Genomic DNA, 24,919 nt, shown 5'->3' with positions numbered 1-24,919 from the left:
CGTGATGAAAAGGCCGACGACGTACATGGTGAAGGGCTCTGATGCGTGACATGAACGAGGACACCGGGCAGCGGGCGACCGCGGAGTCGATCGAGCGCGGCGGGGGCGGCCTCGGCGTCGACGACCTGCTGGCCAGGGTGACGGCGGCCGGTGCCGGGACGCACTTCGCCGCCGCCCCCGCCCCGCCCGGGGACGTGTCCACGTCCCGCGTCCCCGCCCCTCCGGGGGACGTGGACGGCCTGGCCGCCACCATCGCCGCCGCGGCCGGCCGCTATCTGCCCGGCGGGCACCTGCCACCCGACGCCGACTTCTTCGACGCCGGGGGCACCTCCGTGCACGCCGTGGAACTCGTCGCGGAACTGGAGGGCGAACTGGGCGTCGAGTTCGACCTGGACGAGGTGTTCGCCGATGCGCGGCCGATCAGCCTCGCCCGACGCCATCTGGCGGCAGCGGGGGCGGCAGCCGGCGTCCCGGGGACCCCCGCCACCACCCTGACGGCCCCCGCGGGCCTCCCGGCGGCCCCGGCGAGCACACGGGCGGCCCCGGCGGGCCACCCGGCCGCCCCTGCGAGCACCGCCGCCACCCCTGGGGACCACGCCGCGACCCCGCACAACCTGCCCGTCGCGGCGCCCCGCACCCCACCGGCCCTGCCGGCCGCCTCCCTGCCCGGCGCCGGCGACGGCCCGTACCGCCGGGCCCGCCGGGAGGACCTCGACCAGATCCTGGCCGACCTCGCCCTCGCCGACCGGCTGCCGTTCACCGACGTGCCCGAGCCGCTGCCGCCGCGCCGGGTCCTGCTGACCGGCGCCACCGGCTTCCTGGGCAGCCACATGCTGCTCGACCTGCTGCGGCACAGCGACGCCCATGTGTACTGCCTGGTCCGCGCGGCCGACGAGGAGGCGGCCGCCGCCCGGCTCGGTGCGGCGCTCAGGAGCTACCGGCTGCCGTGGTCGTCGGAGGTGTGCCGCCGGGTGACCGTACTGCCCGGCGACATCCGCCGGCCACGCCTGGGCCTGTCCGAAGAGCTCTGGCACAGCCTCGCCCACGAGCTGGACGGCATCGTGGGTGTGGCAGCCGCCGTGGACTTCCTGCGCGGGTACCGCTCGCTGCGGGCGAGCAACGTCCTCGGCACCCTGACCCTCGCCGAACTCGCGGCCACCGGGCGGCCCAAGCCGCTGCACCACATCTCCTCGGTCGCCGTCTTCAACGAGGTCGGCATCACCGCCATGGGCGAGGACGACCCGCTGGCCCACGTCGACCGGCTCATCTCCGGCTACGACCAGTCCAAGTGGGCCGCCGAGGTCGCCCTGCGCCGGGCCCGCGACCACGGCCTGGTCGTCACCGCCCTGCGTCCCGGCGGCATCGGCGGTCACACGAAGACCGGCGCCTACAACCCGCTGGACCTGAGCAGCGGCCTGATCTCGGCGTTCGGGCGCTTCCGCACCGTACCCGCCTTCCGCTTCCTGAACGCGGCCCCGGTCGACTGGGTCAGCCGGGTCGCCGTCGCCGCGATCTGCGAACCGGACGCCTGGGGCTACGACTACAACCTCACCGGGGTGCCCAACACCCTGGACGACGTGGTCCGCGACATGGCCCTCGGCGGAATGCATGTCCGCGTCCAGGACTGGGACGAGTGGCGTACCGACACCGTGGCCCGCCTCGAAGCCGAACCGATACCCGAACTGGCCTTCCTGACCCGGGTGTTGCAGAGTCCCACCGCGCTCAAGCTGTGCGAGGCCACGCTGAAGGGCCCGGCGGCCGGCGGCGAGCGCACGGCCGCGCTGGTGGAGGCGCTCGGGCTGCCGCCCGCGGCCCGCTACGACGCGCAGGCCCAGCTCAGGACCTTCGAGCGGCTCGCGAGCGACGGCCTGGCCCGTCTGCCGCACAAGGACGACCGGCCCTACCTGTGGTTCGCCGAGACGACCGAGGGCACCGTGGGCCCGGTCGGCGCCGCGGCCGGCACCCCCTGCTCGATGGCGCTCACCCTCTCCATCGCGAGCATGTACCAGCTGGTCAAGGAGCGCCGGGTGGACGTGACCGGTGAGGTGACCTGCGCCGCAGTGCACCCCCGGCCGCTGACCGTCGAGCGCGGCGACGTCTGGATCCGCCCCGAGGAGGGCATCCCGCAGCAGCACGGTCTAACCCACCAACTCCTGCGCTACCGGCTGCGGTTGCGCGACGCGGACGGCGGACGGTGGTGGCTGGAGGGCCGCAAGCACGCCCGCGCCCGCCGGGACGTGTGGCGGCAGACCCGGGCGCTGACGGTGGAGATCGGCCGGCAGGGCGAGGCGGCGAGCCTCATCGGCGAGGTCGTCGTCCCCGCCGACTCCTACGTCCGGGACCAGATCGACGGCATCAAGGTCGACCCGCGTCTGACCGGCCGGGAGAAGCGGGCCGCCAAGCTGACCTGGCTCGCCTGGTTCGGCCTGGAGATGGGCCGCGGCCTGCTCGGACCCTTCGCCCGCGCCGCCGCCGACCTCCTCGACCTGCGCCGTACCCCGACCTTTACGGAGCACCACCGATGATCTTCCGGACCACGAACCCCAGGACCACCAGGACCAGCAGGCCGGCGCTGCGCAGGGTCAGGAGCACCGCGGCCCCGCGCCCCCTCTTGCACCGCCTCGACCCGGCGGCCGTGGAGGAGATCCCCCTGCGGGCGGGCGACGGCGTCCGGCTCGCCCTGACCCGGATCGGCACCGGCGCGACGGACCGGCCCGCCGTACTGATCCTGCACGGCCACACCGCCTCCGCCGACATGTTCCTGCTGCCGGAGACCCGCAACCTCGTCGACGTCCTCCTCGACGACGGCTACGAGCCGTGGCTGCTGGACTGGCGCGGCAGCTGCCGGCTGCCGTACAACGAGACCGGCCAGAGGTACACCTACGACGACGTGGCCCTCTACGACATCCCCGCGGCGGTCTCCCACATCCGCGAACGCATCGGCGACCGCCCGCTGTTCGTGGTGGCCCACTGCATCGGCTCCCTCGCCCTCTCCCTGAGCATGACGGCCGGGCTCGTCCCCGGCCTGGCGGGAGTGGTCTCCCAGGGCGTGTTCCTCACGCCGAAGCTCGCGGGCCGCACCTCGCTGCGCATGTCGGTGGTGGGGGAGCTGCTGAAGACCCGGATCGACCACATCCCCGTCGACTTCCGCAAGGTGGGCCTGTGGTCGAGGTACACCCCGCTGTTCGCGCTGGCCTCCCGCGGGGCCGACTGCCCGGACCCGACCTGCCAGATCCTGCACAACTCGGCCTGGGGCTCGGGTGCCTCGCTCTTCCTGCACGAGAACCTGGCCGAGGCCACCCACGACCGGCTCGCACAGCTCCTCGGCCCCGCGCCGCTGTGGATCCTGCCCCATCTGCGCCGCATCGAGCTGGCCCGCAGCGTGGTCCGGTGGCACGACACCGACCACCGCTACCGCGCCCTGCCGCCCAACGCCCTCGACGCGGCCGGCCGCATCGACACCCCCGTGCTGCTGCTCGCGGGCAGCGAGAACGGGCTGTGGCTGGACTCCCAGAAGCTCTGCCACGACGTACTCGCCCGCCGGCAGCCCCAGTTGGACGTCACCTACACCGAGATCCCCGGCTACGGGCACCTCGACACGTTCTTCGGCCGGGGCGCCGCCCTGGACGTCTTCGGTCACATCCTGGACTTCCTCGGCGAACGGCGGTGACGGCCGGCCCGGACGACCGCTACCGTACTCGCCAGTAACCTGATCGCATCCCCGGAGGTGCCCCATGCCGCAGCTCGAAGTCGACGGCGCGCTGCTGACGTACGACGACGAGGGCCCGCGCGACGGCGACGGCGTGCCCCTGGTGTTCGTGCACGGCTGGACGGCCGATCGGCACCGCTGGGACCACCAGCTGGAGCACTTCTCCGTGAAGCGCCGGGTCGTCCGGCTGGACCTGCGGGGACACGGGGAGAGCGGCGGCGCCGGGTCGCGCACGATCGAGGAACCGGCCCGCGACGTGCTCGCGCTCCTGGACCATCTGCACATCGACCGGTTCGTGCTGATCGGCCACTCGATGGGCGGGATGATCGCGCAGACGATCGCCCTGGCCCACCCCGAGCGGGTCGAACGCCTGGTGCTGGTCGGCTCCATCAGCCGGATGGCCTACAGCCGGGGGAGAGGGCTGCTGATGGCGGCCTCGACGCTGGTGCCGTTCAAGCTGTTCGTCGCCGCCAACATCCAGCGCGCCTTCGCCCCCGGCTACCCGCGCGAGGAGATCCGGCGCCACATCCGGGCTTCGGCCGCCACCCCGCGCGAGGTGGTCATGACGTGCTACTCCGCCATGCGCGCCTTCGACGTCCTGGACCGGGTGGGCGAGATCCGCGTGCCCACCCTGCTGGTGCACGGCTGCCACGACATCCAGCTGCCGGTGCGGCAGATGCTGCGCATGGCCACGGCCTACCCGGACGCCGAGGTCCGCGTCATCGACGCCGGCCACGAACTCCCGCTCGAGAAACCGGCGGAACTGACCGCGGCCCTCGACCGGTTCGTCACGAACCGGTCCTGACGAACCCGCCCCCGGAAGACCCTGACCGTCCTGCCCGCCCAGGCGGTCCTGACGGACGGCACGCACCGGGCCGGGGCCACCGGGCCCGGTGCATCAGCCGGTGGTGAGCACCATGCGGAAGCGGGCCGCCCCCGAGAGCATCTTCCGGTAGGCGGCGTCGGCCTGGTCCAGCGGCAGGACCTCGGTCATCGGACGGATGCCGTGCAGGGCGCTGAACGCCATGGTGTCCTGCACGTCCTGCGCGGTGCCGGAAGGATGACCGCGGACCACCCGGCCGCCCGTGATCAGCTGGAACGGGCTGATCCCCATGGGGTCGGGCACCGCCCCGATGACCACCAGCTCCCCGCGGTGCGACAGGCCGTCCACGGTCGCGGTGATGGCCTCGGAACTGCCCGCGGTGGCCAGTACCGCCCTGGCGCCGCCCAGGGCCCGCAGCGTCTCCGCGACCGGGGTGTCCGCCGTGCTGTCGACGTAGTGGTGCGCCCCGAGCTGCTTGGCGAAGCCGGCCTTGTCGGCGCCGCGGGCGATCGCCACCGTCTCGAAACCCATGGCCACCGCGTACTGCACGCCCAGGTGGCCGAGGCCGCCGATGCCGAGCACGGCGACCAGGTCCCCCGGCTCGGCGGCGCTGCGCCGCAGCCCGTTGAACACGGTCACGCCCGCACACGCCATGGGTCCGGCGTCGCTCGCCGCCAGCCCCCCGGGAATCCGGGCGAGGGCGTCGACCGGTGCGATCACCCGTTCGGCGAAGCCGCCGTCGTAGGCCCAGCCGGGGACCTTCAGGTTCACGCACACGATGAAGTCACCCTGCCGGCAGGGCGTGCAATGACCGCAGCTGCCGCCGAACCAGCCCACCGCCACCCGGTCGCCCGTCTGCCAGCCCTGCTCCCGCGCCCCCTCGCCGAGCTGATCGATCCGCCCGGCGATCTCGTGCCCGGGGACCAGCGGAAACCGCACGCCCGGCACCGTGGCGTCCACGAAGAGGGCGTCGCTGTGGCAGATCCCGCAGGCCTCCACGGCGATCCGGACATGGCCGGGCCCCGGCTCCGGCACCTCGCGCTCGGCGATCTCCAGTGGCCCACCGGCCGCGCCGGCCTGCGCAACTCTGTAGGTACTCATCCGGCTCTCCCACAACGGGTACGACGGCCCCCGCACCCAGCACATCAGCTCGGCCCGGATCGCGCGCGCCGAGCGGGAGGACCCGGCCGCCCGCTCCACACACGGCGTACGAGGTCGAAGGCTGCCTCGGGCCACCCGGGATGGCCGAAGGCGAATCCCGCCTCCAGCAGGTGCCCGGGGACCACGCGGCGGCTCTTCAGCAGCAGCTCGGTGCCCGAGCGGAGCACGAACGCGCCGATCTCCGCCATCCATCTCGTCGCCGGCAGGCCCACCGGGACACCTCAGGCGGCGCGCAGGGCGCGCATGAACGCGCGCTGCGGCACGGGGGCGGGCGCGGCGAGGTTCACCGCCCCGGCGAGGTCCCCCCGGCCGGGAACCCCACCGCGCGCACGAAGCCGTGGTCGGCGGTCGCCTCGCCGACGACCCGGGCGGAGTCCCCCCGTGAGTCGGTCATCCTGAACATGTTCGAAAATGGTCGGCCGATCCCGGGTCGCCCTCCGCGCGGACACTGCGTCAGCTGTCCGTGGGGCAATGAGGCCGAGCCGGCACGGCGCGTGCCGGGGGTGCTGCGCCGCGGCGCGGCAGGCCCGCTATGTTCGGTGCGAACATCCCACCTTCGGAGCGGGCATGCAGAAGACGGAAGTACTGGCCGGGGATGCCCCGGCCGTCGTGGTGACCCCCGCGGCGGCCGAGGGCGCCGCCGGCCGCGGCTGGCCCCGGCACTGGCCGCTGCTGTTGCTGGGCGCGGCCGTCCTGCCCGGGACGGTCGTGTTCGCCGTCGGCCGGTGGACCGACGCGCAGGCCCTGCAGGCATGGCGGACCGTCTGTCTCGCCGTCACCGTGCAGGCGCTGCCCTTCCTGTTGCTCGGCACGGCCCTGTCCGGCGCCATCAACGCCTTCGTGCCGGCCCGGGTGTTCACCCGCGTACTGCCCCGGCGGCCGGTGTTCGCCGTGCCGGTCGCGGGAGTGGCCGGAGTGGTCCTGCCCGGCTGTGAGTGCGCGTCGGTGCCGGTCGCCAACAGCCTGATCAACCGGGGTGTGACGCCGGCCGCCGCGTTCGCGTTCCTGCTGTCGGCGCCCGCCGTCAACCCGGTCGTGCTGACCGCCACGGCCATTGCCTTCCCCGGCAGTCCGGCCATGGTGCTGGCCCGGCTGCTCGCCTCGCTCGCCACCGCCGCCTTGATGGGCTGGCTGTGGCTGCTCCTGGGCCGCGAGGAGTGGCTCCGGCCGGCCGTACGGCACACCGGCCACCGGCCGGGGCACAGCCGCTGGACGGAGTTCCGGCGCGGCTTCCAGCACGACTTCCTGCACGCGGGCGGCTTCCTGGTGCTCGGCGCCATGGCGGCGGCCACCTTCAACGTGACGGTGCCGCGCACCGTGCTCGACACCTTCTCCGGCTCGCCCTGGCTGTCGGTGCTGTTCCTGGCCGCCCTCGCCGTGCTGCTCGCGGTGTGCTCGGAGGCCGACGCGTTCGTCGCCGCCTCGCTCGCCGGCTTCTCGCCCGTCGCGCGGCTGGCGTTCATGGTGGTCGGCCCGATGGTCGACCTGAAGCTGATCGCCCTTCAGGCGGGCACCTTCGGCCGGGCCTTCGCGGTCCGGTTCTCCGCCGCCACGACGGTCGTCGCCGTCCTGTGCACCGTGCTGATCGGAGGAGTGCTGCTGTGAGACGGCCCGTCCAGGTCTCCCTGCTCGTCCTCAGCGGCCTCGGCCTGCTGCACGCCTCGCTCTTCACCGACCTGTTCCTGCGTTACGTCAAGGAGGGGATGCGCCCCCTGCTGATCGCCTCGGGCGCGCTGCTGCTCCTGCTGGGAGTGGCCGAGGCCTGGTCGGCGAAGCCGGACGCGGGGCACGGGGACGCGGGCCACGACCAGGACGCCGGCGGCCATGGTCACGGTCACGACCACTCCACCGTGCCCCGCGTCGCCTGGCTGCTGTTCCTGCCCGCGCTGAGCCTGCTCCTCTACGCCCCGCCGGCCCTCGGCGCCTACACCGCTGCCCGCGAGGCCCCCAAGGCCGTCGCGCGGCAGAGCAGGTTCGAACCGCTGCCGGCGACCTCACAGCTCCCGATGACCCTCACCGACTTCACCCGCCGGGTGCAGCAGGACCGCGAGCAGGCCATCAGGGGGCGCACGGTGCAGTTGACCGGTTTCGTCACGCCCGAGAAGGGGCGCGACACCTGGTACCTGACCCGGATCATCCTCTCGTGCTGCGCGGCGGACGCCCAGTCCGTGAAGGTACGGATCTACGGGACCGAGGCCCTCCCCGCCAACACCTGGGTCTCCGTCACGGGCACCTGGCACCCCGGCGGCACCCTCGGCACCGGCTCCGCACCGGCCGCCCTGGACGCCCGCGAGGTCGGGCAGATCCCCCGGCCGGTCAACGGCTACACCGACGACCTGCCGCTCACCCCGTCGCGCTGACCGGGCGGCGGCCCGGCTCACACCAGGCTCACCCATCCGCGCCGCGCGGCCGAGCGGGCCATGGCGTCCAGGGCCGTCGCTGCGGCCACGGCGTCGGCCGGCGCCGCCCCGTACGCCGTGCCCTCGGCGATGGAGCGCAGGAAGTGGTACGCCTCGATGACCTTCAGGTCGTCGTAGCCCATGGCGTTGGCCGCACCCGGCTGGAAGGCGCCGTACTCGCCGTGCCCGGGGCCGACGTGGACGGTGCAGACCGGCTGGTCCTGGTACGCCGGGCCGCGGCTGACGCCGAGCTCGCCCATGCGGCGGAAGTCCCAGAACAGCGCTCCCCCGGTGCCGTGGATCTCGAAGCCGTAGTTGTTCTGCTCGCCGACCGAGACGCGGCACGCCTCCAGCACTCCGCGCGCGCCGGAGGCGAAGCGCAGCAGGCAGCTGACGTAGTCGTCGTTCTCGACCGGGCCGAGCTCGCCGCCGGCCGCCCGGGTGTGCCCGGCGGTGGCGCCGGCCGGACGGGCCCGTTCGGGCACGAACACGGCGGTGTCGGCGGCCAGCGAGTCGATCTCGCCGAGCAGGTGCCGGGCCAGGTCGACGCCGTGCGAGGCGAGGTCGCCCAGCACCCCGCTGCCGCCCCGTTCGCGCTCGTACCGCCATGTCAAAGCGCCCTCGGGGTGGGCGGCGTAGTCGCTGAAGAGGCGGATGCGGACGTGGGTGACGGTGCCGATCCCACCGGCCGCGATCATCTCGCGGGCGGCGGCCACGGCAGGCGCGTTGCGGTAGTTGAAGCCGACCGTGCCCTGCACGCCCGCCCTGGCGGCCGCGTCTGCGACCGCCCGGGCGTCGCCGGCGGTCAGGCCCACCGGCTTCTCGATCCAGATGTGCTTGCCCGCCTCGGCCATGGCGATGCCGATCTCGCGGTGCAGGAAGTTCGGGGCGGTGATGCTGACCGCCCGCACGCGGGGATCGGCGGCCACCTCCCGCCAGTCGCGGGTGGCGGAGCCGAAGCCGTACTGCCCGGCTGCCTGCTCCGCCCGGCCGGGCACCTCGTCGGCGACCGTGACCAGCTGCGGGCGTACCGGCAACTGCGGGAAATGGTGCGACACGCGGGCGTAGGCCTGGGTGTGCACCCGGCCCATCCAGCCGAAACCCACGACCGCGACGCCGAGCGTGTTCACCATGACAACCCTTCCAACGCCAACTTGGACCGATCCAAAACCTGTGGCTCACGATGAACGCCGCTCCGGCCAGGTGTCAAGGCGACGCAGAGGCCCTTTACAGGAGCGGGCCCGGTATGGAACGGTCCATTGCATGCGACCCCCGACCATCCGCGACGTGGCCGCGCGGGCCGGCGTGTCGAAGTCCCTGGTCTCGCTGGTGCTGCGTGGCTCCGACAAGGTGCGGCCCGAGAAGCGGCAGGCCGTCCTCGCCGCGGTCGAGGAGCTCGGCTACCGCCCCAACGCCGCCGCCCGCAGCCTCAGCGAGCGGCGCACCCGGACCGTCGGCGTCCTGCTGAACGACTTGCGCAACCCCTGGTTCGTGGAACTGCTCGACGGGCTGAACGCACGGCTGTACGACGGCGGAATGCACGTGCTGCTGGCCGACGGCAGGCTGGGCCGGCGCCTGGGGGAGGACCTCACCCGGACCTTCGTCGAGCTCAGGGTCGACGGCCTGGTCGCCGTGGGCACCCTGCGGGACCCCCAGGCGCTGCGCGCGGCGGCCGGGCACATCCCCACGGTCGTCGCCGGCACCCGCGAACCGGTGCTGCCCGGCGTGGACGTCGTCGCCGGCGACGACGAGCACGGCGCCCGGCTGGCCACCGAGCACCTCATCGGCCTCGGGCACCGGCACATCGCCCACATCGCCGGCCCCGGCGCGGTCGGCGAGCTCCGCCGCCGCGGCTTCGAGGCCGCCATGCACGCCCACGGGCTGGAGGGCACGGCGGTCGTGGCGCGCAGCGACCTCACCGAGGAGGGCGGCTACCGGGCCACCGTCCGGCTGCTGAGCCGGCCGCGACGGCCGAGCGCCGTCCTCGCGGTCAACGACATGGCCTGCCTCGGCGCGCTGTCGGCCGCCGAGGAGAGCGGCCTGGAGGTACCCCGGGACCTCTCCCTGGTCGGCTACGACAACACCTACCTGTCGCGGCTGCGGCACCTGTGGCTGACCACGGTGGACAACGCCGGCCACGACGTGGGCCGCCGCGCCGCCCAGCGACTGCTCGACCGGATCGAGGACCCGGGCCGCCCGCGCGCGGTCGACCTGACCGTGCCCTTCCTGGAAGTGCGCGGCACCACCGCACCGCCCTCCGACGGCCCTTGAGGCGCCGCCCGGCTCACGGCTCGCGGTGTTCGTGCGCCGCCCGGTCCAGCTCCGCGGCCTCCTCCTCGGCCAGCCGCTGCTCGGCCGCCACGTCGATCGAACGGGTCAGCCACCAGTACAGCAGCGCGGAGACGGGCAGCCCGATGAACAGTGAGATGTCGGCGCCGCCCAGTGCCTTGGCGGCCGGGCCGACGAAGAGCGTGCCGACGGAGAAGAACGGCACCATGAGGGCGAAACCGGCCAGGTAGGAGAAGATGCCCTGCCAGCCCCAGCGCCCGTAGATGCCGTGCGGGTTGAAGATCTCGGCGATGGCGTAGTGCCCGCGGCGCACGACGTAGTAGTCCATGAGGTTCACCGCGGTCCACGGGATGAACAGGTAGAGCACCAGCAGCAGGAAGTCGTTGAAGTTCTCCAGGAAGTGGGACGTCGCGGCCAGTGCGCCGATCAGGGAGAGCACCGCGGTCAGCCCCAGGGTCACCAGCCGCACGGCGAGCGTCGGCCGCACCCTCCGGAAGGAGTCGATGGCGCTGATGAGCGTCAGCGACCCGCCGTACATGTTGAGCGCGGTGACGGACACCAGACCCAGCGCGGCGAACAGCAGCACGATCGCGCCGAACCCGGTGAACACGGTGTCGCCCGCCGCGTTGATCGAGGGGATCGTGTCGAAGTTCTTGCCCGCCCAGCCGGCCAGCAGGGTGCCGAGCACCATCAGCCAGATGCCGCCGAGCGCGGAGCCGAAGTAGGTCCAGTAGAAGGTCTTGCGGACGGTGACGTCCGGCGGCAGGTAGCGCGAGTAGTCCGAGACGTAGATCGCCCAGCTGATCTGGTAGCCGGCGACCACGCCGAACTGGGCCAGGAACGGCGTCCACTTGAAGCCGCCGAGGTCGAACGAGCCAGGCGGGTAGTGCAGGTTGACCAGGACGCCCACCGTGAAGACGCCGAAGATCACCAGGAAGGTGTACGTCAGCAGCCGCTCGGCCTTGTGGATGATGTCGTACCCGACGAGGGCGACGACCAGGGCGACCGCGGTGACCACGGCCACCCACAGCTTGACGCCGCCGTGGACCGTGGTGTGCAGGGCCTGGCCGGCGAGGATGGTGTTGAAGACGTTGAAGCCCGCGTACTGCACATAGGCGAACAGCCACACCAGCAGGGCGCCGACGTAGCCGAACTGGGGCCGAGACTGGATCATCTGCGGCAGTCCCAGCTGCGGGCCCTGGGCCGAGTGGAAGGCCATGAAGAAGGTGCCGATGACGGTGCCCGCCACGATCGCCAGGAGCGACCAGACGAGGTTGCCGCCCTCGGTGATGCTGATCAGGCCCACCGCCAGGGTGGCGATCTGGGCGTTGGACATGAACCACAGGGGCCCCAGATGCCACAGCTTGCCGTGGCGCTCGTCCAGGGGCACGTAGTCGATGGACCGGATCTCCAGGCCCGACACCCGCGGCTCGGATGATGTGGTCACGGCGCCTCCCGAGTGCTGATCCACCCCTGTGGCCACATTCGGGCCCCGGGCGCCCGTGGTCAAGCCGCGCGGAGGAACTCGCCGGGCTCGTCCCGGCCGCTCAGCCCGCGAGCACCTCCGCCCACCGGCTCATCCCGCCGGAGTGCGTGTGCACGCCGCACCGGGCGGACAGGGCGGTGACAATGCCCAGGCCGCGGCCGTGCTCGTCCGGGTCGGGCGCGGACGACGGGCCGGGCGGAGCCGCCGGCCCCTGGTCGGTCACTTCGACGTGCACGGCCCCGCGTCCCGCCGATGGGACCCGCCACAGGCGCAGGATCGCGGGTGGCCGGGCGTGCACGAGCGCGTTGGTGACCAGCTCCGAGACCACCAGGAGCACGTCGTCCGCGGCCTCGGCGGACAGGTTCCAGCCACTGAGGACCGCACGTACGCGGCGGCGCACGGCACCGACGCCCCCTGGGGCGTGCGGCAGCGGGAAGCCGTGGGTGGCTTCCTCGCGGGGCGCTGCGTAGAGCTGCGCTACGGACATGTGCCCTCCTCCTCCGGGCGACGCTGCCGACCGGAGGCCGGGCGCGACACTGCACGCTAGAGAACCAACGTGCGGTCGGTCAATGAACGAGGGTCGGCATTACCGAACGCCAGTCCCTATCAGGGCAAATCGGGCTAGGATCTGTCCATGGCCGGACCCGTCCAGTCCATCGAACGAGCGGCGGCGATCCTGCGCCTGCTCGCCGGTGGCCCGCGCAGGCTGGGACTCGGCGAGGTGGCGTCGTCCCTCGGGCTCGCCAAGGGCACCGCCCACGGCATCCTACGCACACTGCAGCACGTGGACTTCGTCGAGCAGGACGAGGCCACGGGGAAGTACCAGCTCGGGGCGGCGCTGCTGCATCTGGGCACCAGCTATCTGGACGTCAACGAACTGCGCTCGCGCTCCATCAACTGGGCCGACGCGCTGGCCGCGCGCAGCGGCGAGGCCGTCCGGCTGGGCACCCCCCTGGAAGGTCAGGTCCTGATCATCCACCACGTCTTCCGCCCGGACGACACCCTGCAGACCCTGGACGTGGGTGCGCTGCTGCCACTGCACGCCTCCTCGCTCGGCAAGGTGCTCCTGGCCTTCGGGGCCGCCTCCCTGGACCCGCTGCCGGAGGAGGGGCTCGCCGCGTACACCCGGCACACCCTGGTGGCCCGGGAGGACCTCAACCGGGCGCTGGGGGAGATCCGGGAGCTCGGGTGGGGCGCCGAGGTGCAGGAGATGAGCATGGGGGACGCCGGGATCGCGGCCCCGATCCGCGGGCACGGCGGCCTGGTGGTGGGCGCCATGGGACTGTCCGGCCCCGTCGAGCGGATCTGCGACACCAGGGGCCGGCCGATGCCCGCCCTGATCGCCCTGCTCCGGGAGGCCGCACGGGCGATCTCCCGAGATCTGGGGGCGGCCCGCTGGTAGGTCCTGGCAGGTCCCCATTCGCGCGACGCGTCGGAAGGCAGGCCCGATCATGGTTGACCGGTATGTGATGTCCATCGACCAGGGCACCACGTCCACCCGATGCATCCTGTTCGACCATCGCGGACGCCTGGTGTCGGTCGCCCAGCGCGAGCACCAGCAGCACTTCCCCCGGCCCGGCTGGGTCGAGCACGACGCCGTCGAGATCTGGCGCAACGTGCAGCGCATCGTGCCCGAGATGCTGGTCGGCGCGGGCGTGGACGCCGGAGAGATCGCCGCCATCGGGATCGCCAACCAGCGCGAGACGACGGTGCTGTGGGACCGGCGGACCGGCCTCCCGCTGGGCCGGGCGATCGTCTGGCAGGACACCCGCACCGCTCCGCTGGTCGACGTGCTCAGGGACCGGCCCGGGGACGAGTTCTTCCTCGACCGCTGCGGTCTGCCCCCCTCCACCTACTTCTCCGCCCCCCGGATCCGCTGGATGTTCGAGAACGTGGAAGGCCTGGAGAAGCGCGCCCAGGACGGCGAGGTCCTGTTCGGCACGATGGAGAGCTGGCTGATCTGGAACCTCACCGGCGGCACCGACGGCGGCCTGCACATCACCGACCCCACCAACGCCAGCCGCACCATGCTCGTCAACATCCGCACCCTGACCTGGGACCCGGAACTGCTGGACTTCTTCGGGGTGCCGCGGGCGCTGCTGCCGGAGATCCGCTCCTCGGCGGAGAGCTACGGCGAGGCCCGCGCGCTGCTGCCCGGCGTCCGCATCACCGCCGCCCTCGGCGACCAGCAGGCGGCGCTGTTCGGGCAGACCTGTTTCTCGCCCGGCGAGGCGAAGTGCACCTACGGCACCGGCAGCTTCCTGGTGATGAACACCGGCACCGACCTGGTCCGCTCCCGGCACGGGCTGCTCACCACCGTCGCCTACAAGATCGCGAACCAGCCCACGGTCTACGCCCTGGAAGGCCCGATGGCCGTCACCGGCTCACTGGTCCAGTGGTTCCGCGACCGGCTGGGCATGATCAGCACCGCGCCCGAGATCGAGACGCTGGCGCGCACGGTGGAGGACAACGGCGGCTGCTACATCGTCCCGGCCTTCTCCGGCCTGTTCGCCCCCCACTGGCGCAGCGACGCCCGCGGGGTGGTCGTCGGTCTGACCTCGTACATCACCAAGGGACACCTGGCCCGGGCGGTCCTGGAGGCGACCGCGTGGCAGACCCGGGAGGTCGTCGACGCCATGAACGCCGACTCCGGGCTCGCCCTGAAGCAGCTGAAGGTGGACGGCGGCATGACGTCGGACAACCTGCTCATGCAGATGCTCGCCGATGTGCTCGACGTGCCCGTCGTACGGCCCCTGGTGGCCGAGACGGTCTCGCTGGGCGCCGCCTACGCCGCCGGGCTGGCGGCCGGCTACTGGCCGGACATGGAGGTGCTGCGCCGCAACTGGCACCGGGCCGCCCAGTGGCTGCCGGACATGGACCCCGAACGGCGCGCCTGGGAGTACGAGAGCTGGCAGCGGGCCGTGGAGCGCTCCCTGGGCTGGATCCAGCCGTCCAGCCGGCCGGGCGGCTCTGGCTGACGGCTGGGGCTGGCGGCGGGGGCTGACGGCTCAGCCGACGGCTCGGAGGCTTGAGCGGTGTCCCGGCCGCCCGGTGGCCCGGCCCGGACCGCGCTCAGTGACCCGGCCCGGAGCGGCCTGCCTCGGCCTCGATCAGGAGCGAGAGCAGGGAGGCCACGGTGAGTCCCGCCTCGGCCGGATGACGCAGCACCCTGCTCGGGTCGATCCGGTAGGTGTTGCTGCGCCCCGCGCGGGTGTGGGAGAGGTATCCGTCCTGCTCCAGGTCGGCGATGATCTTCTGCACGGCGCGCTCGGTGAGCCGGCAGTGGGCGGCGATGTCGCGGATCCGGGCGTTGTGGTTGTCGGCGATGGCTGCCAGCACGCGGGCGTGATTCGTCAGGAACGTCCATCCGGCATGCGGCTCAGGCACTCCTCCCATGGCGCAAGACTAGGCCCTGTCATTCACGTATACAAAAGCCTGAACAGATTTTCAGGTATATCTTGACGTGTTCCATACGCCGGAGTCAGCCTGAGGACAGACGGACGGGCGAACGCTTGAGAGAGGCGGTCATGTCGGAGCCTGCGTACGGCGCGCAGCCCACGACCCGGGGTGCCGCGGCCCGCGGTGACCGCGGCGGCTCACCTGTGGCACACCCGCGGCCCGGGCCGGCGATCGACAGCCGCATGGACGGCGACCGTGTGGTCGTCGCGGTGCGCGGCGAACTCGACCTGGACGCCGGCCAGACCTTCCAGCGCGCCCTGCGCGAGGCCCTCGGGCGCTCCGTCCGGGGCATCGACCTCGACCTGAGCGGGGTCGGGTTCTGCGACTGCTCCGCCCTCAACATCCTGATCAGCCTCCGGCACCGTGCGCTGGCGCAGGGCAAGACGATCGTCGTCTGCGCCACCAGCCCCGTGAGCGAGCGCCTCCTCCACCTGACCGGCATGCTCCCGCTGTTCGGCGCCGACGGCCCCCGGCGCACGGGGCCCGGCAGGCCCGGCGCGCCCGGTGGACCCGGCAACCCCGGGGTGCCGCCCAGCCGGGACGGCGCGACCGGTTGATCCGTTCGGGGCCGATTCGGCGCTCCGCCGCATCGGCCCCCGGCCAGTGGTTACCCGGACCCCCGAGGGGTTCGGAAGTGAGCCCCGGGGCTCTCCGCCCTGAACGCGGAGGGCCCGCTTTCGTCCCGCCTCCGTGGCCGGGGCGACGGTCTGGGCGCGGGGACCGGTCCTTTGGGGCCGCTCCCCGCGGCTGCTTCATCCGACCGTCCTCTGTCCGTCATGTTCCCGTTACTCGCAGAACGTGCCTTACGGCGCATGCTGTACCACCGCCCTCGCACCGGTCGCCGGTGGCGGGCAGCACCCCCCTCGTTTTTCCCAGAAGGACCGAAGGCCCCGTGCCCGTACCCGTCGTTCTCACCGGCCGTATGACACGGCTGGAGCCCCTCGCTCCGCACCACGCCGAGGGCCTGGCCCAGGCCGGGGCCGAGGACCGCGCCTCCTACGCTTTCACCCCCGTACCCCATGACCTCGAGGCGGCCCGGGACTACGTGGACCGGGCCATGGCCGAACAGGCGGCGGGCCGCGCCCTGCCGTTCGCCGTGGTCCGCACCACCGACGGACGGGTCGTCGGATCCACCCGCTTCCTGGAACTCGACTACTGGCAGGGCCCGCTGATCTGGCCCGCCGTGCCCGGTGTTCCGCACGGCGACCCGTTCACCGCCGTGCCGGACGCCGCCGAGATCGGCAACACCTGGCTCACCGCGCCCGCCCGGGGCACGGGCATCAACACCGAGGCCAAGCTGCTCATGCTGCGCCATGCCTTCGAGACCTGGCGGGTGCGCCGCATCTCCTTCCGTGCCGACGCCCGCAACCTGCGCTCGCGCGCCGCCATCGAACGGCTCGGCGCCACCTGCGAGGGGGTCCGCCGGGCCCACTCGCGCGGACTGGACGGCGCCGTGCGCAGCACCGCGTTCTACTCGGTGCTGGACGACGAGTGGCCCACCGTCCGGGCCATCGTCGAACTCCGTCTCGCCGCGGGCCCGCCCGCCGCGCCCGGGCGCACGCCGCAGGACACCGCCGTCCGCCCGGACGACCGCGACGCCCGGCTGGTCAGGACCTAGGGCACCGCACGGGGCGGGCAGGGCGCAGCGGTGCGCCGGATGCCGGGCCGCGGTGTGCGGGGTGGCCGGGCCGCGGTGTGTGGTGGTGGCCGGGCCGCGGTGAGATCATGACGTGTGTCACTGCAGGACCTGCGCCGTTCGCGGTCCGGGCGGGCGCTGGTCCTCATCCCGCTGGGACTGATCGCAGCCGTGTGCGTGGTGGACGTCCTGGCCCCGCCCGACGTGCACCTCGGCCCCCTGCTGGTCGCGGCCCCCGCCATCACCGCCGCGTTCGCCGGACCCCGGCTCACCGCGCTGATCGGACTGCTGGCCGTTGGCGCCCAGATCTTCATCGGGGCGGCCCGGGGGGTACTGGCCACGGAGAACCTCGAGGCGCAGATCGCCGCCCTGGTCCTGGTCTCCGGCCTCATCGTCCTGTTCTGCCGGTTCCGCGACCGGCACGAACACCAGCTGAACCAGAGCCGGTCCGTGGCCCAGGCCGTCCAGGAGGTGCTCTTCCCGCCGCTGCCCGAGCGCAGCGGCCCCCTGCACATGGCCTGCCTGTACCTCGCCGCCCAGGACGAGGCCACCATGGGTGGGGACCTCTACGCAGCCGCCCGCACCGGACACAGCACCCGGCTGCTCATCGCGGACGTACGGGGCAAGGGCCTGCCGGCGATCAGCCACGCCGCCCTGTTGCTGGGCGCCTTCCGCGCCGCCTCGCACCGCCGGCCCACACTGCCCAGGCTCGCCGCGCACCTGGACGGGGCCATGCGGTGGGAGTCACGGCAATGGCAGACGGAACAGGCACCCGACGCCGACGAGGCGTTCGCCACCGCGCTGATCCTCGACATCCCCGACCGGGAACCCGTGCTCCACCTGGTCGACTGCGGCCACCCCTCGCCGGTCCTCCTGGGCGAGGGCCGGGCCCGGCCGCTGGTCGCCGAGGTGATCGCACCGCCGCTGGGCCTGGGCGGACTGTGCGGGACCGTCGACTACGCCGTCGCGTCGTTCCCCTTCCCTCCGGGCGAGACGCTGCTGCTGTACACCGACGGCGTCCTGGAGGCGCGCAACGCGCGGGGCGACTTCTTCCCCCTCGTCGCCTGGGCCGGCGCCCGGGCCGGAGCCTCGGCCGCCGAACGGCCCGGCGAGGTACTGCGCCTGCTCCGCGACGACCTCGTCGCCCATGCCGACGGCCGCCTCGGCGACGATGCGGCGGCGGTCGCGATCAGCCGCCCGGCGCGGTGACGTCCGCGAGCGCCGCCCCGGCTCGGCGGCGGTCCGTGAGAGCCCGCGCCAGTCGGCCCTGCAGCCCGCGAGGCCACCGGGAAGGGGGCCCCGCGCCAGTCGTCCATGGGCGGCCCTCGGTGTCCGTGACCCGGGCGCCCGCCTCGCGGGCCACCCCGTCCGGACCCTGCCCGGACCCTGCCCGGACCCTGCCCGGGACCCCGTTCGGCCGGCCCTGGCGGCCCACCCAGCCGTGCACGGTGCCTTCGCCGCCACCGGCGCGTACGACCTGCGCATCGGCGTATGCCAACGCGACCTGGCCCACCGGCCGGTACCCGGGGGTCGGCACACCCTGCGGGTGGACGCCGCCGTCACCGGTGCATGACCGAGGAAGGGCGCCGTGGGAGGCGCCGGCGCCGGAAGATCTCCCGGGCGCAGGTCCCGCCGATTGACGAAGCCTGGAACGGTTGTGTCGCGTGCGACCGGGTACGCGAGCAGGGCCGTGCCCGGGCGATCACCTCCCGGGCGGGCCGCACGACCGCCGCTACCAGGGAATCTGCCATGGACACACCCGCGAACGACAACGCCGCGACGCCCGCCCAGCGGGCGCTGGACGTCCTCGCCGAGAACGCCGAGGACGCGGTGGCACTGGACACGCTCGCCGGAAGCGACGTGCTGGTCCCAGTGCCCGACGACACGAGCGAGGAGGACGCCACCGACCCCACGGCGCTGGCGCTGCCCGTCCTGGAACAGCCGGGCGGCGCACCGGTGGTCCCCGTGTTCACCTCCGAGCTCGAGATGTCCGGGCTGCTGCCCTTCGTCTCCCGCTACCGTCTGGTGCCCCTTGGCGCTCTCGCCTCCCAGTGGCCGGCCGACGACCTGTCGCTCACCATAGACGCCAGCTCCCCCCACGGCCTGACGCTCACCTCCGAGGGCGTACGCACCCTGCTGGCCCGGCCGCAGGGCTGAGTACGCGCCGCCGACAGGGTGCCCCGAGGGCCGGCGCAAGCGTCGCCGCCCCAGGGGACGCGGCGCAACCGTCGCCGCCCCGGGGGACTCGAACGCCGGCTGCCTCACCCGTGCGGTCGGGCTCGAACGGCTGGGCCCGGGGCACGCGCAGGGCCGGCCGGGTGGCACTCACCCGGCCGGCCCTGTGTCGTCGGTACGCCGTGTCCGGCTCAGGAACCGTTCAGCATGCGCGCCAGGGCCGCTCGTTGCAGGGGCAGCACCTCGGCGTGCAGGTCACGGCCCCGGCGGGTCAGGCAGACCCATACGCCACGCCGGTCCTCGGCGCAGACCGAGCGCTCCACCAGGCCGTCCTTCTCCAGCCGGCCGATGAGACGGGACAGTGCGCTCTGGCTGAGGTGGACCCGGCCGACGAGGTTCTGCACCCGGCACTGGTCGCCTGCCGCCGGCGACTCGGACGCGAGGATGTCGAGCACCTCGAAATCGCTCGCGCCCAGCCCGTGCGGATGGAGCACCCGGTCGATCTCGCACATCGTCCGCGCGTGCACCGACAGGATGTCCCGCCACTGTTCCTCGAGCCGGGCCCCGGCCGCGTTCGCTCCCATACACCGCATGTTAATGCGCGTGCATCGACACCGGGTCCGGTGCGGGACGACGGCCGGCTCAGGCGTCCTGAAGCAGCCCGACGAGGTTCCCGTCCGCGTCCCTCACCGAGGCGATCAGCCTGCCGCCCCCGACGTCCTGCACGTCCTGCAGCACCTCGGCGCCCGCCGCCACCAGTGCCGCCAGCCGGGCCCGGATGTCGTCCACGTGCCAGTACGGCACGGGCCCGGTCATGCCCTTGGCGTGCCCGTTCGGGTCGAGACCGACGTCCTGCCCGGCGTCCTTGAAGCCGACGTAGTAGGACTCGTCCGCATACGGCTTGACGCCCAGAAGTGCGCTGAACAGGGCCTTCGTCCGGTCGAGGTCCTTGACGGGGTAGATGATCGTCTTGACGCCGGCGGTCATGGCGTGACTCCTCGGTGTGTGCGTGGGCCGACGGGATGCGCCGGTGGTCCCACGCTAGGACGGGGGAGTGCCGGGCCGCTTCTCGAATCCTGACCGGTTGTCCCGCCACACACCGTGCGGCAGCGGCACCCCCGCGACGGCCATGCCGACTCCGGCTTCAACGGCTGCGTCGCAGACGGCCCCCCGAGATCCTTGCCGCTGCCGCTGCCGCTGCCGCTGCCGCTCGCCGCCGGGCCGGCCCATCGTCCGCACGGGCCGTCCCGACGGCTGCGACAACCAGGCCCTGTCCGGCTACGGCAACCGGGCGACCACGGCCATGACGGGGTCCGGCGACCGTCGAGTCCGCCGCGACGGCCCGGCCGCCCGGCGGGGCCGGGCCCGTCGCACAGGCATCCGTGGAGGGGCCGTCCGGTACCGGACAAGGGGCGGAGAGTCCCGTACGCGACGGGCCGGTCTGCGGGACAGTGGGAGGGCGTCAGGACGAGGCTGTTTCGACGACAGGGGGCGGAGATGGTGAGGACTCCCGCCGGCCGGACACGTCTGGTCATCCTGGAGTGGCTCAAGGACCCTTGCCCGCCCGGGCCCCGGCGACGGCGACGGCACGGCGACCCGCTGGAGGACGGCGTGAGCGCCAAGGCCGTTGCCGCCGCACTGGGCATACCGCGCCGGGTCGCCGAGACGCATCTCGGTCTGCTCACCGACCTGGGTCTGCTGCGCGCCCGGCGGGTCGGGCGCCGCACGTACTACCGCCGAGACGAGTTCCGCATCGCCGAGGTGGCCCGGATGTTCGAGAAAGGCTGGTAACCGGGGGACCGCGAGGGTGCCCGGCTGCGAGGATGAGCGGCCTCACGACGTCGAAGGGCAGGCACTCATGGACCGTCCCACCGCTCTCGTTCCGCTCGGTTACGTCGCCATCGGCGGCCGCGGCCCCGAGGACGTCGTGGCGGACGAGTACGGCCGTGTGCTCACGGGTGTGGAGGACGGCCGCATCCTGCGTCTGGACGGGCTGGACGAGCCCGCGGGGGCCCGTATCGAGGTGCTGGCCGAGACCGGGGGCAGGCCGCTGGGCCTCGAACTCCTCCCGGACGGCGAGCTGTTGGTGTGCGACGCCGAACGGGGCCTGCTGCGGGTGAGCCTGGCGGACGGCGTCGTCCGGGTCCTCGCCGACTCGGTGGCGGGGGAGCGGCTGCGCTTCTGCAGCAACGTCGTGGCGCTGTCCGACGGCACCGTGTACTTCACGGTGTCCACCCGCCGCTACCCCCTTCAGCAGTGGATCGGCGACATCGTCGAACACACCGGCACGGGACGGCTGCTGCGGCTCGCCCCCGGCAGCCGGACGCCGGAAGTGGTCCTGGACGGGCTGCAGTTCGCCAACGGGCTGGCCCCGAGCGCCGACGAGTCCTTCCTCGTCGTCGCCGAGACGGGTGCCCGCCGGCTCACTCGCTACTGGCTCACCGGCCCGCGGGCCGGGCGCGGCGAGCCCTTCGTCGAGAACCTGCCGGGCATGCCCGACAACGTCTGGCGCACGGGCAAGGCCGGCCCGGTATGGGTGGCGCTGGCGGGCCCGCGCGTGCCCCCGCTGGATCTCCTCCACCGCGCCGCCCCGGCCGTGCGCGCCGCCGCCGCCCGCGTCGCCGTGCGCGCCCCCTATCGGCCGACCGGCACCATCGGCGTCCTCGCCGTGGACGACGAGGGACGCATCACCCACCACCTCGCCCGCCGCCACTCCGGCTACCGCATGGTCACCAGCGTCTGCGAGACGAACGGCCACCTGATCCTCGGCAGCCTCCGGGAGCGGGGCGTCGCGATCTGCCGGGCACCGGCCTGGCGCTGACCCCCTCCGCGCGGGCGGCCGGGCAGCCACCGGCGCACACGGCCTCCGGCCCCGGCCCGCCTAGCCGCCCCCACGACACGACCGCACAGCACCTCGCCGCCGCCGTTACACCTCCCCGCCGGGCCGCGGCCCCGCCCGCGACCGTCCGCGTCGGCCCACCGCGCGGTCCCCGGCCGTCGGTGTCGGCCCACCGCGCGTCCGTGTCGGGCCGCCGTGCTGTCGCCGGCTGCCCGAGCCGGAGCACCGCGCGGTCCGCGACCGTCCGCGTCGCCCACCGCGCGGTGCCCGACCGCCCGCGTCCCCCACCGTGCCGTCCCTGGTGTCTCAGCGCCGGGTCGTGGCGGCCCGTAGGCGGTCCGGGCGGCCTGGTGCCGCCTTCGGCCCACCCACGACCGGCCTCGCGGCCGCCCCGCGCCCGTCCGCCTCGGAAGCGGCGTGGTGCAAGGCGGCCGGCACCCGCCGCCCCTCGAAGTGACCCGCTCCGTCCGCCGGCGCTACCCTGGTGCCCGGCCGCGATCATCTCGTGGCGCGGCGGTGGGGCCCGCCGTAACCGAACCGCGGCACCGGCGCCGCCAACGGTCCCTGCTTGCGAAGGCAGCGGCCCCGCATGTCCGGGGCCCGGGCGAGTAGGAGACGTACGACCATGACAGCCCCAGAGGCCGAGAGCCTCCGCGTCCGGACAGGTCCGGCGCGGCGGCGTGCCTGGCGTGCGCAGGCCCCGGTGGTCGCGGTGGTGGCGCTCGGCGGCGCGCTCGGCGCCACGGCCCGCTACGCGGCCTCCCTGTGGTGGCCGACGCCGCCCGGCGGCTTCCCGTGGGCGACCTTCTGGACCAACGTCGTCGGCTGCGCGGTGATCGGCGTCTTCATGGTGGTCATCACCGACGTGTGGGCCGCCCACCGCCTGGTGCGGCCCTTCTTCGGCACCGGCGTGCTCGGCGGTTTCACGACCTTCTCCACCTACGCCGTGGACATCCAGAAGCTGGTCGACTCCGGCCACGCCCGCACCGGCCTGACCTACCTCGCCGTGACCCTGTGCGCGGCGCTCGCCGCGGTGTGGCTCGCCGTGGCGGCGACCCGCCGCATCCTGAAGTGGAGGCAGCGATGACAAGGCTCACCGGCAACGCCCTGCGCGTGACCGTCTTCATCGGTGAGAACGACACCTGGCACCACCGGCCCCTCTACTCGGAGATCGTGCACCGGGCGCACGCGGCGGGCCTCGCGGGCGCGAGCGTCTTCCGCGGCATCGAGGGCTTCGGCGCGTCCTCGCTGATCCACACCTCACGGCTGCTGTCGATGAGCGAGGACCTGCCCGTGGCGATCGTGATCGTCGACACCGAGGAGCGGGTGCGGGCCTTCCTGCCGCAACTGGACGAACTCGTGGCCGAGGGACTCGTGATCCTCGACGACTGCGAGGTCATCCGGTACGTCGGCCGAGGGGACGACCCCGGCGATACGGGTGCGAAGGGTGAGAGGTAGTTGTGAACTGGCTGTTGGTGGCCGCGGGAGCCGTGATCGGCGCCCCGCTCCGCTATCTCACCGACCGCGCGGTGCAGTCCCGGCACGACTCGGTCTTCCCCTGGGGCACCTTCGTGGTGAACGTCACGGGCTGTCTGGTCCTCGGCCTGCTGACCGGCGCCGTCTCGGCGGGCGCCGCAGGTCACCATGTGCAGTTGCTGCTGGGCACCGGCCTGTGCGGTGCCCTGACGACGTACTCGACCTTCTCCTACGAGACCCTGAGGCTGACCGAGACCGGCGCCGGGCTCTACGCTGCCGCCAATGCCGTCGCGAGCGTGGTGGCGGGCCTCGGCGCCGCGTTCGCCGGGGTCGGGATTGCCGAAGCTTTGTGACGCGGGCACCTGGCCGTCACCTCGGCATAGTAAGACTGTCTACAGCACTGTCGACCAACTATCCCCAGAACTGGATCCCATGAGCGCCATCTCCGTCGGTCAGGCCGTCGTCCTCGGAGTCGTCGAGGGGGTGACCGAGTTCCTCCCCGTGTCCTCCACCGGCCATCTCAAGATCGCCGAGGGGCTCATGGACATCCCCGTCGACGACGCGTCCGTCGTCGGCTTCTCCGCCGTCATCCAGGTCGGCGCCATCGCCGCCGTGCTCGTGTACTTCTTCAAGGACATAGTGCGGATCGTCTCCGCCTGGTTCCGCGGTCTGACCAACCGTGAGGAGCGCTACCACCACGACTACAAGTTCGCCTGGTGGGTCATCTACGCGACGATCCCGATCGTCGTCGTGGGGCTTGCCGCCAAGCCGCTGATCGACGGGCCGCTCGGCTCGCTGTGGGTGGTCGCCGGCTCTCTGATCGTCGGCAGTGGTGTGATGTGGTGCGCGGACCAGATGGGCCGGCACAAGCGTGGCGAGGACGACACCTCCTTCAAGGACGCGATGCTGGTCGGCACCTCGCAGATCCTCGCCCTGCTCTTCCCCGGCTTCTCCCGCTCCGGCGCCACGATGTCCACCGCGCTCATCCTGGACCTCGACCGCGTCGCCGCCACCCGGCTGTCCTTCTTCCTCGGCATCCCCGCCCTGACCGGCGCCGGCATCTACGAACTGAAGGACGCCCTGGGCGCGGGCGTCGGTGCCGCCCCGCTGGCCGTGGGCACCATCGTCTCCTTCGTGGTCGCCTACGCCTCCATCGCCTGGCTGCTGAAGTTCGTCGCCAAGCACTCCTTCAACGCCTTCGTCCTGTACCGCATCGCCGTCGGCCTGATGCTGTTCGGCCTGCTCGGTGCGGGCGTCCTGAACGCCTGAGCCCACCCGGGCACATTCCTTCCGCGCGGGGGGGGGGGGGGGGGGGGGGGGGGGGGGCCCCCCCCCCCCCCGGGGGGGGGGGGGGGGGCCCGGGCGGGGGGGGGGGGGGGGGGGGGGGGGGGGGGGGGGGGGGGGGGGGGGGGTCAAGGCGAAAGGGCCGGGGGGGGGGGGCCGGGGGTGGAGCCCGATCGCCGAGCG

General features: G+C 73.4%; 25 protein-coding genes and 1 pseudogene. 18 read left to right on the top strand and 8 right to left on the bottom strand.

The window, feature by feature from the left end; translation table 11 throughout:
• The first annotated feature begins 50 nt into the window (after positions 1-50).
• The 3 genes from ACH4UM_RS18050 to ACH4UM_RS18040 all read left to right on the top strand — a co-directional run bounded on the left by ACH4UM_RS18050 (position 51) and on the right by ACH4UM_RS18040 (position 4,514).
• Positions 51-2,525 carry a thioester reductase domain-containing protein gene (locus tag ACH4UM_RS18050; protein WP_398179699.1) on the top strand — a complete coding sequence of 825 codons (2,475 nt, stop codon included), beginning with the start codon at positions 51-53 and terminating at the stop codon, positions 2,523-2,525.
• Positions 2,522-3,670, top strand: a complete 1,149-nt coding sequence (locus tag ACH4UM_RS18045; protein WP_398179696.1) for an alpha/beta hydrolase — start codon at positions 2,522-2,524, stop codon at positions 3,668-3,670. Before ACH4UM_RS18050 ends, ACH4UM_RS18045 begins: the two co-directional genes overlap by 4 nt.
• Positions 3,671-3,734: 64 nt before the next feature.
• Positions 3,735-4,514, top strand: a complete 780-nt coding sequence (locus tag ACH4UM_RS18040; protein ID WP_398179693.1) for an alpha/beta hydrolase — start codon at positions 3,735-3,737, stop codon at positions 4,512-4,514.
• A 93-nt stretch (positions 4,515-4,607) separates the two neighbouring features.
• Here the strand turns inward: ACH4UM_RS18040 and ACH4UM_RS18035 are convergent, their stop codons facing one another.
• Together ACH4UM_RS18035 and ACH4UM_RS18030 are read right to left on the bottom strand one after the other, a co-directional pair.
• Positions 4,608-5,633: an alcohol dehydrogenase catalytic domain-containing protein gene (locus ACH4UM_RS18035; protein WP_398179690.1), complete on the bottom strand. Its 1,026-nt coding sequence runs from the start codon at positions 5,631-5,633 to the stop codon at positions 4,608-4,610.
• Positions 5,634-5,677: 44 nt separating this feature from the next.
• Positions 5,678-6,001, bottom strand: a pseudogene (locus ACH4UM_RS18030) (DUF1731 domain-containing protein); the annotation flags it as partial.
• A gap of 259 nt (positions 6,002-6,260) precedes the next feature.
• Between ACH4UM_RS18030 and ACH4UM_RS18025 the strand changes: the two are divergent.
• Entirely contained in the window at positions 6,261-7,298 is a 1,038-nt protein-coding gene (locus tag ACH4UM_RS18025) for a permease (RefSeq protein ID WP_398179687.1), read from the top strand.
• A complete protein-coding gene (locus ACH4UM_RS18020) occupies positions 7,295-8,053 on the top strand; it encodes a TIGR03943 family putative permease subunit (protein ID WP_398179684.1) in 759 nt (252 codons plus the stop codon). The genes ACH4UM_RS18025 and ACH4UM_RS18020 overlap by 4 nt, the downstream gene beginning before the upstream one ends.
• Positions 8,054-8,070: 17 nt before the next feature.
• Here ACH4UM_RS18020 and ACH4UM_RS18015 read toward each other — a convergent pair whose 3' ends face one another.
• Positions 8,071-9,225, bottom strand: coding sequence for a Gfo/Idh/MocA family protein (locus ACH4UM_RS18015; protein WP_398179681.1), 1,155 nt, complete (start codon positions 9,223-9,225; stop codon positions 8,071-8,073).
• A 130-nt stretch (positions 9,226-9,355) separates the two neighbouring features.
• On the opposite strand from ACH4UM_RS18015, the gene ACH4UM_RS18010 reads away from it, so the two are divergent.
• Positions 9,356-10,363 (top strand): LacI family DNA-binding transcriptional regulator, encoded by a 1,008-nt coding sequence (locus ACH4UM_RS18010; protein ID WP_398179678.1) that lies wholly within the window; start codon positions 9,356-9,358, stop codon positions 10,361-10,363.
• Between the two features lie 13 nt (positions 10,364-10,376).
• Here ACH4UM_RS18010 and ACH4UM_RS18005 read toward each other — a convergent pair whose 3' ends face one another.
• Positions 10,377-11,828: a purine-cytosine permease family protein gene (locus ACH4UM_RS18005; protein ID WP_398179675.1), complete on the bottom strand. Its 1,452-nt coding sequence runs from the start codon at positions 11,826-11,828 to the stop codon at positions 10,377-10,379.
• A 100-nt stretch (positions 11,829-11,928) separates the two neighbouring features.
• Positions 11,929-12,354 carry an ATP-binding protein gene (locus tag ACH4UM_RS18000; protein ID WP_398179672.1) on the bottom strand — a complete coding sequence of 142 codons (426 nt, stop codon included), beginning with the start codon at positions 12,352-12,354 and terminating at the stop codon, positions 11,929-11,931.
• 147 nt (positions 12,355-12,501) lie between these two features.
• Here ACH4UM_RS18000 and ACH4UM_RS17995 point away from each other — a divergent pair, with 147 nt between their 5' ends.
• Both ACH4UM_RS17995 and glpK read left to right on the top strand, forming a co-directional pair.
• Positions 12,502-13,269: an IclR family transcriptional regulator gene (locus ACH4UM_RS17995; RefSeq protein WP_398179669.1), complete on the top strand. Its 768-nt coding sequence runs from the start codon at positions 12,502-12,504 to the stop codon at positions 13,267-13,269.
• Between the two features lie 49 nt (positions 13,270-13,318).
• Entirely contained in the window at positions 13,319-14,845 is a 1,527-nt protein-coding gene (glpK, locus tag ACH4UM_RS17990) for a glycerol kinase GlpK (protein ID WP_398179666.1), read from the top strand.
• 94 nt (positions 14,846-14,939) lie between these two features.
• Here the strand turns inward: glpK and ACH4UM_RS17985 are convergent, their stop codons facing one another.
• Positions 14,940-15,263 carry a helix-turn-helix transcriptional regulator gene (locus ACH4UM_RS17985; RefSeq protein ID WP_398179663.1) on the bottom strand — a complete coding sequence of 108 codons (324 nt, stop codon included), beginning with the start codon at positions 15,261-15,263 and terminating at the stop codon, positions 14,940-14,942.
• 131 nt (positions 15,264-15,394) lie between these two features.
• On the opposite strand from ACH4UM_RS17985, the gene ACH4UM_RS17980 reads away from it, so the two are divergent.
• From ACH4UM_RS17980 to ACH4UM_RS17965, 4 genes are all read left to right on the top strand, one after another.
• Positions 15,395-15,883 (top strand): STAS domain-containing protein, encoded by a 489-nt coding sequence (locus ACH4UM_RS17980; RefSeq protein ID WP_398179660.1) that lies wholly within the window; start codon positions 15,395-15,397, stop codon positions 15,881-15,883.
• A gap of 335 nt (positions 15,884-16,218) precedes the next feature.
• Positions 16,219-16,944: a GNAT family N-acetyltransferase gene (locus ACH4UM_RS17975; protein WP_398179657.1), complete on the top strand. Its 726-nt coding sequence runs from the start codon at positions 16,219-16,221 to the stop codon at positions 16,942-16,944.
• 120 nt (positions 16,945-17,064) lie between these two features.
• A complete protein-coding gene (locus ACH4UM_RS17970) occupies positions 17,065-18,171 on the top strand; it encodes a PP2C family protein-serine/threonine phosphatase (RefSeq protein ID WP_398180595.1) in 1,107 nt (368 codons plus the stop codon).
• A gap of 540 nt (positions 18,172-18,711) precedes the next feature.
• Positions 18,712-19,119 carry an SseB family protein gene (locus ACH4UM_RS17965; protein ID WP_398179654.1) on the top strand — a complete coding sequence of 136 codons (408 nt, stop codon included), beginning with the start codon at positions 18,712-18,714 and terminating at the stop codon, positions 19,117-19,119.
• 209 nt (positions 19,120-19,328) lie between these two features.
• On the opposite strand, the gene ACH4UM_RS17960 is transcribed toward ACH4UM_RS17965, so the two are convergent.
• Both ACH4UM_RS17960 and ACH4UM_RS17955 read right to left on the bottom strand, forming a co-directional pair.
• Entirely contained in the window at positions 19,329-19,721 is a 393-nt protein-coding gene (locus tag ACH4UM_RS17960) for a MarR family winged helix-turn-helix transcriptional regulator (protein ID WP_398179651.1), read from the bottom strand.
• A 58-nt stretch (positions 19,722-19,779) separates the two neighbouring features.
• Positions 19,780-20,124 carry a VOC family protein gene (locus ACH4UM_RS17955; protein WP_398179648.1) on the bottom strand — a complete coding sequence of 115 codons (345 nt, stop codon included), beginning with the start codon at positions 20,122-20,124 and terminating at the stop codon, positions 19,780-19,782.
• A 510-nt stretch (positions 20,125-20,634) separates the two neighbouring features.
• On the opposite strand from ACH4UM_RS17955, the gene ACH4UM_RS17950 reads away from it, so the two are divergent.
• The 6 genes from ACH4UM_RS17950 (at position 20,635) to ACH4UM_RS17925 (ending at position 24,721) form a co-directional block, all read left to right on the top strand.
• On the top strand, positions 20,635-20,928 hold the full coding sequence (locus ACH4UM_RS17950; RefSeq protein ID WP_398179645.1) for an ArsR family transcriptional regulator: 294 nt from the start codon (positions 20,635-20,637) through the stop codon (positions 20,926-20,928).
• Positions 20,929-20,995: 67 nt separating this feature from the next.
• Complete coding sequence (locus ACH4UM_RS17945; protein WP_398179642.1) at positions 20,996-21,958, top strand: SMP-30/gluconolactonase/LRE family protein; 963 nt, start codon at positions 20,996-20,998, stop codon at positions 21,956-21,958.
• A gap of 643 nt (positions 21,959-22,601) precedes the next feature.
• Positions 22,602-23,063, top strand: a complete 462-nt coding sequence (gene crcB / locus ACH4UM_RS17940) for a fluoride efflux transporter CrcB (RefSeq protein ID WP_398179639.1) — start codon at positions 22,602-22,604, stop codon at positions 23,061-23,063.
• Positions 23,060-23,434 (top strand): DUF190 domain-containing protein, encoded by a 375-nt coding sequence (locus tag ACH4UM_RS17935; protein ID WP_398179636.1) that lies wholly within the window; start codon positions 23,060-23,062, stop codon positions 23,432-23,434. The genes crcB (ACH4UM_RS17940) and ACH4UM_RS17935 overlap by 4 nt, the downstream gene beginning before the upstream one ends.
• Before the next feature lie 2 nt (positions 23,435-23,436).
• Entirely contained in the window at positions 23,437-23,805 is a 369-nt protein-coding gene (crcB, locus tag ACH4UM_RS17930; protein ID WP_398179633.1) for a fluoride efflux transporter CrcB, read from the top strand.
• A 79-nt stretch (positions 23,806-23,884) separates the two neighbouring features.
• Positions 23,885-24,721, top strand: a complete 837-nt coding sequence (locus ACH4UM_RS17925) for an undecaprenyl-diphosphate phosphatase (RefSeq protein WP_398179630.1) — start codon at positions 23,885-23,887, stop codon at positions 24,719-24,721.
• Positions 24,722-24,919: the final 198 nt, after the last annotated feature.

Source organism: Streptomyces sp. NPDC020801 (genome assembly GCF_044334385.1).
Classification (GTDB): Bacteria; Actinomycetota; Actinomycetes; order Streptomycetales; family Streptomycetaceae; genus Streptomyces.
Note: the sequence above shows the minus strand (reverse complement) of the source record. Positions and strands in the feature narration are given on the sequence as shown.

Bases quoted from the DNA above. Each gene is read 5' to 3' on its own strand.
- ACH4UM_RS18050 (WP_398179699.1), top strand. From the start codon at position 51: ATGAACGAGGACACCGGGCAGCGGGCGACCGCGGAGTCGATCGAGCGC.
- ACH4UM_RS18045 (WP_398179696.1), top strand. From the start codon at position 2,522: ATGATCTTCCGGACCACGAACCCCAGGACCACCAGGACCAGCAGGCCG.
- ACH4UM_RS18040 (WP_398179693.1), top strand. From the start codon at position 3,735: ATGCCGCAGCTCGAAGTCGACGGCGCGCTGCTGACGTACGACGACGAG.
- ACH4UM_RS18035 (WP_398179690.1), bottom strand. From the start codon at position 5,633: ATGAGTACCTACAGAGTTGCGCAGGCCGGCGCGGCCGGTGGGCCACTG.
- ACH4UM_RS18025 (WP_398179687.1), top strand. From the start codon at position 6,261: ATGCAGAAGACGGAAGTACTGGCCGGGGATGCCCCGGCCGTCGTGGTG.
- ACH4UM_RS18015 (WP_398179681.1), bottom strand. From the start codon at position 9,225: ATGGTGAACACGCTCGGCGTCGCGGTCGTGGGTTTCGGCTGGATGGGC.
- ACH4UM_RS18010 (WP_398179678.1), top strand. From the start codon at position 9,356: ATGCGACCCCCGACCATCCGCGACGTGGCCGCGCGGGCCGGCGTGTCG.
- ACH4UM_RS18000 (WP_398179672.1), bottom strand. From the start codon at position 12,354: ATGTCCGTAGCGCAGCTCTACGCAGCGCCCCGCGAGGAAGCCACCCAC.
- ACH4UM_RS17995 (WP_398179669.1), top strand. From the start codon at position 12,502: ATGGCCGGACCCGTCCAGTCCATCGAACGAGCGGCGGCGATCCTGCGC.
- glpK (WP_398179666.1), top strand. From the start codon at position 13,319: ATGGTTGACCGGTATGTGATGTCCATCGACCAGGGCACCACGTCCACC.
- ACH4UM_RS17985 (WP_398179663.1), bottom strand. From the start codon at position 15,263: ATGGGAGGAGTGCCTGAGCCGCATGCCGGATGGACGTTCCTGACGAAT.
- ACH4UM_RS17980 (WP_398179660.1), top strand. From the start codon at position 15,395: ATGTCGGAGCCTGCGTACGGCGCGCAGCCCACGACCCGGGGTGCCGCG.
- ACH4UM_RS17965 (WP_398179654.1), top strand. From the start codon at position 18,712: ATGGACACACCCGCGAACGACAACGCCGCGACGCCCGCCCAGCGGGCG.
- ACH4UM_RS17960 (WP_398179651.1), bottom strand. From the start codon at position 19,721: ATGGGAGCGAACGCGGCCGGGGCCCGGCTCGAGGAACAGTGGCGGGAC.
- ACH4UM_RS17955 (WP_398179648.1), bottom strand. From the start codon at position 20,124: ATGACCGCCGGCGTCAAGACGATCATCTACCCCGTCAAGGACCTCGAC.
- ACH4UM_RS17950 (WP_398179645.1), top strand. From the start codon at position 20,635: ATGGTGAGGACTCCCGCCGGCCGGACACGTCTGGTCATCCTGGAGTGG.
- ACH4UM_RS17945 (WP_398179642.1), top strand. From the start codon at position 20,996: ATGGACCGTCCCACCGCTCTCGTTCCGCTCGGTTACGTCGCCATCGGC.
- crcB (WP_398179639.1), top strand. From the start codon at position 22,602: ATGACAGCCCCAGAGGCCGAGAGCCTCCGCGTCCGGACAGGTCCGGCG.
- ACH4UM_RS17935 (WP_398179636.1), top strand. From the start codon at position 23,060: ATGACAAGGCTCACCGGCAACGCCCTGCGCGTGACCGTCTTCATCGGT.
- ACH4UM_RS17925 (WP_398179630.1), top strand. From the start codon at position 23,885: ATGAGCGCCATCTCCGTCGGTCAGGCCGTCGTCCTCGGAGTCGTCGAG.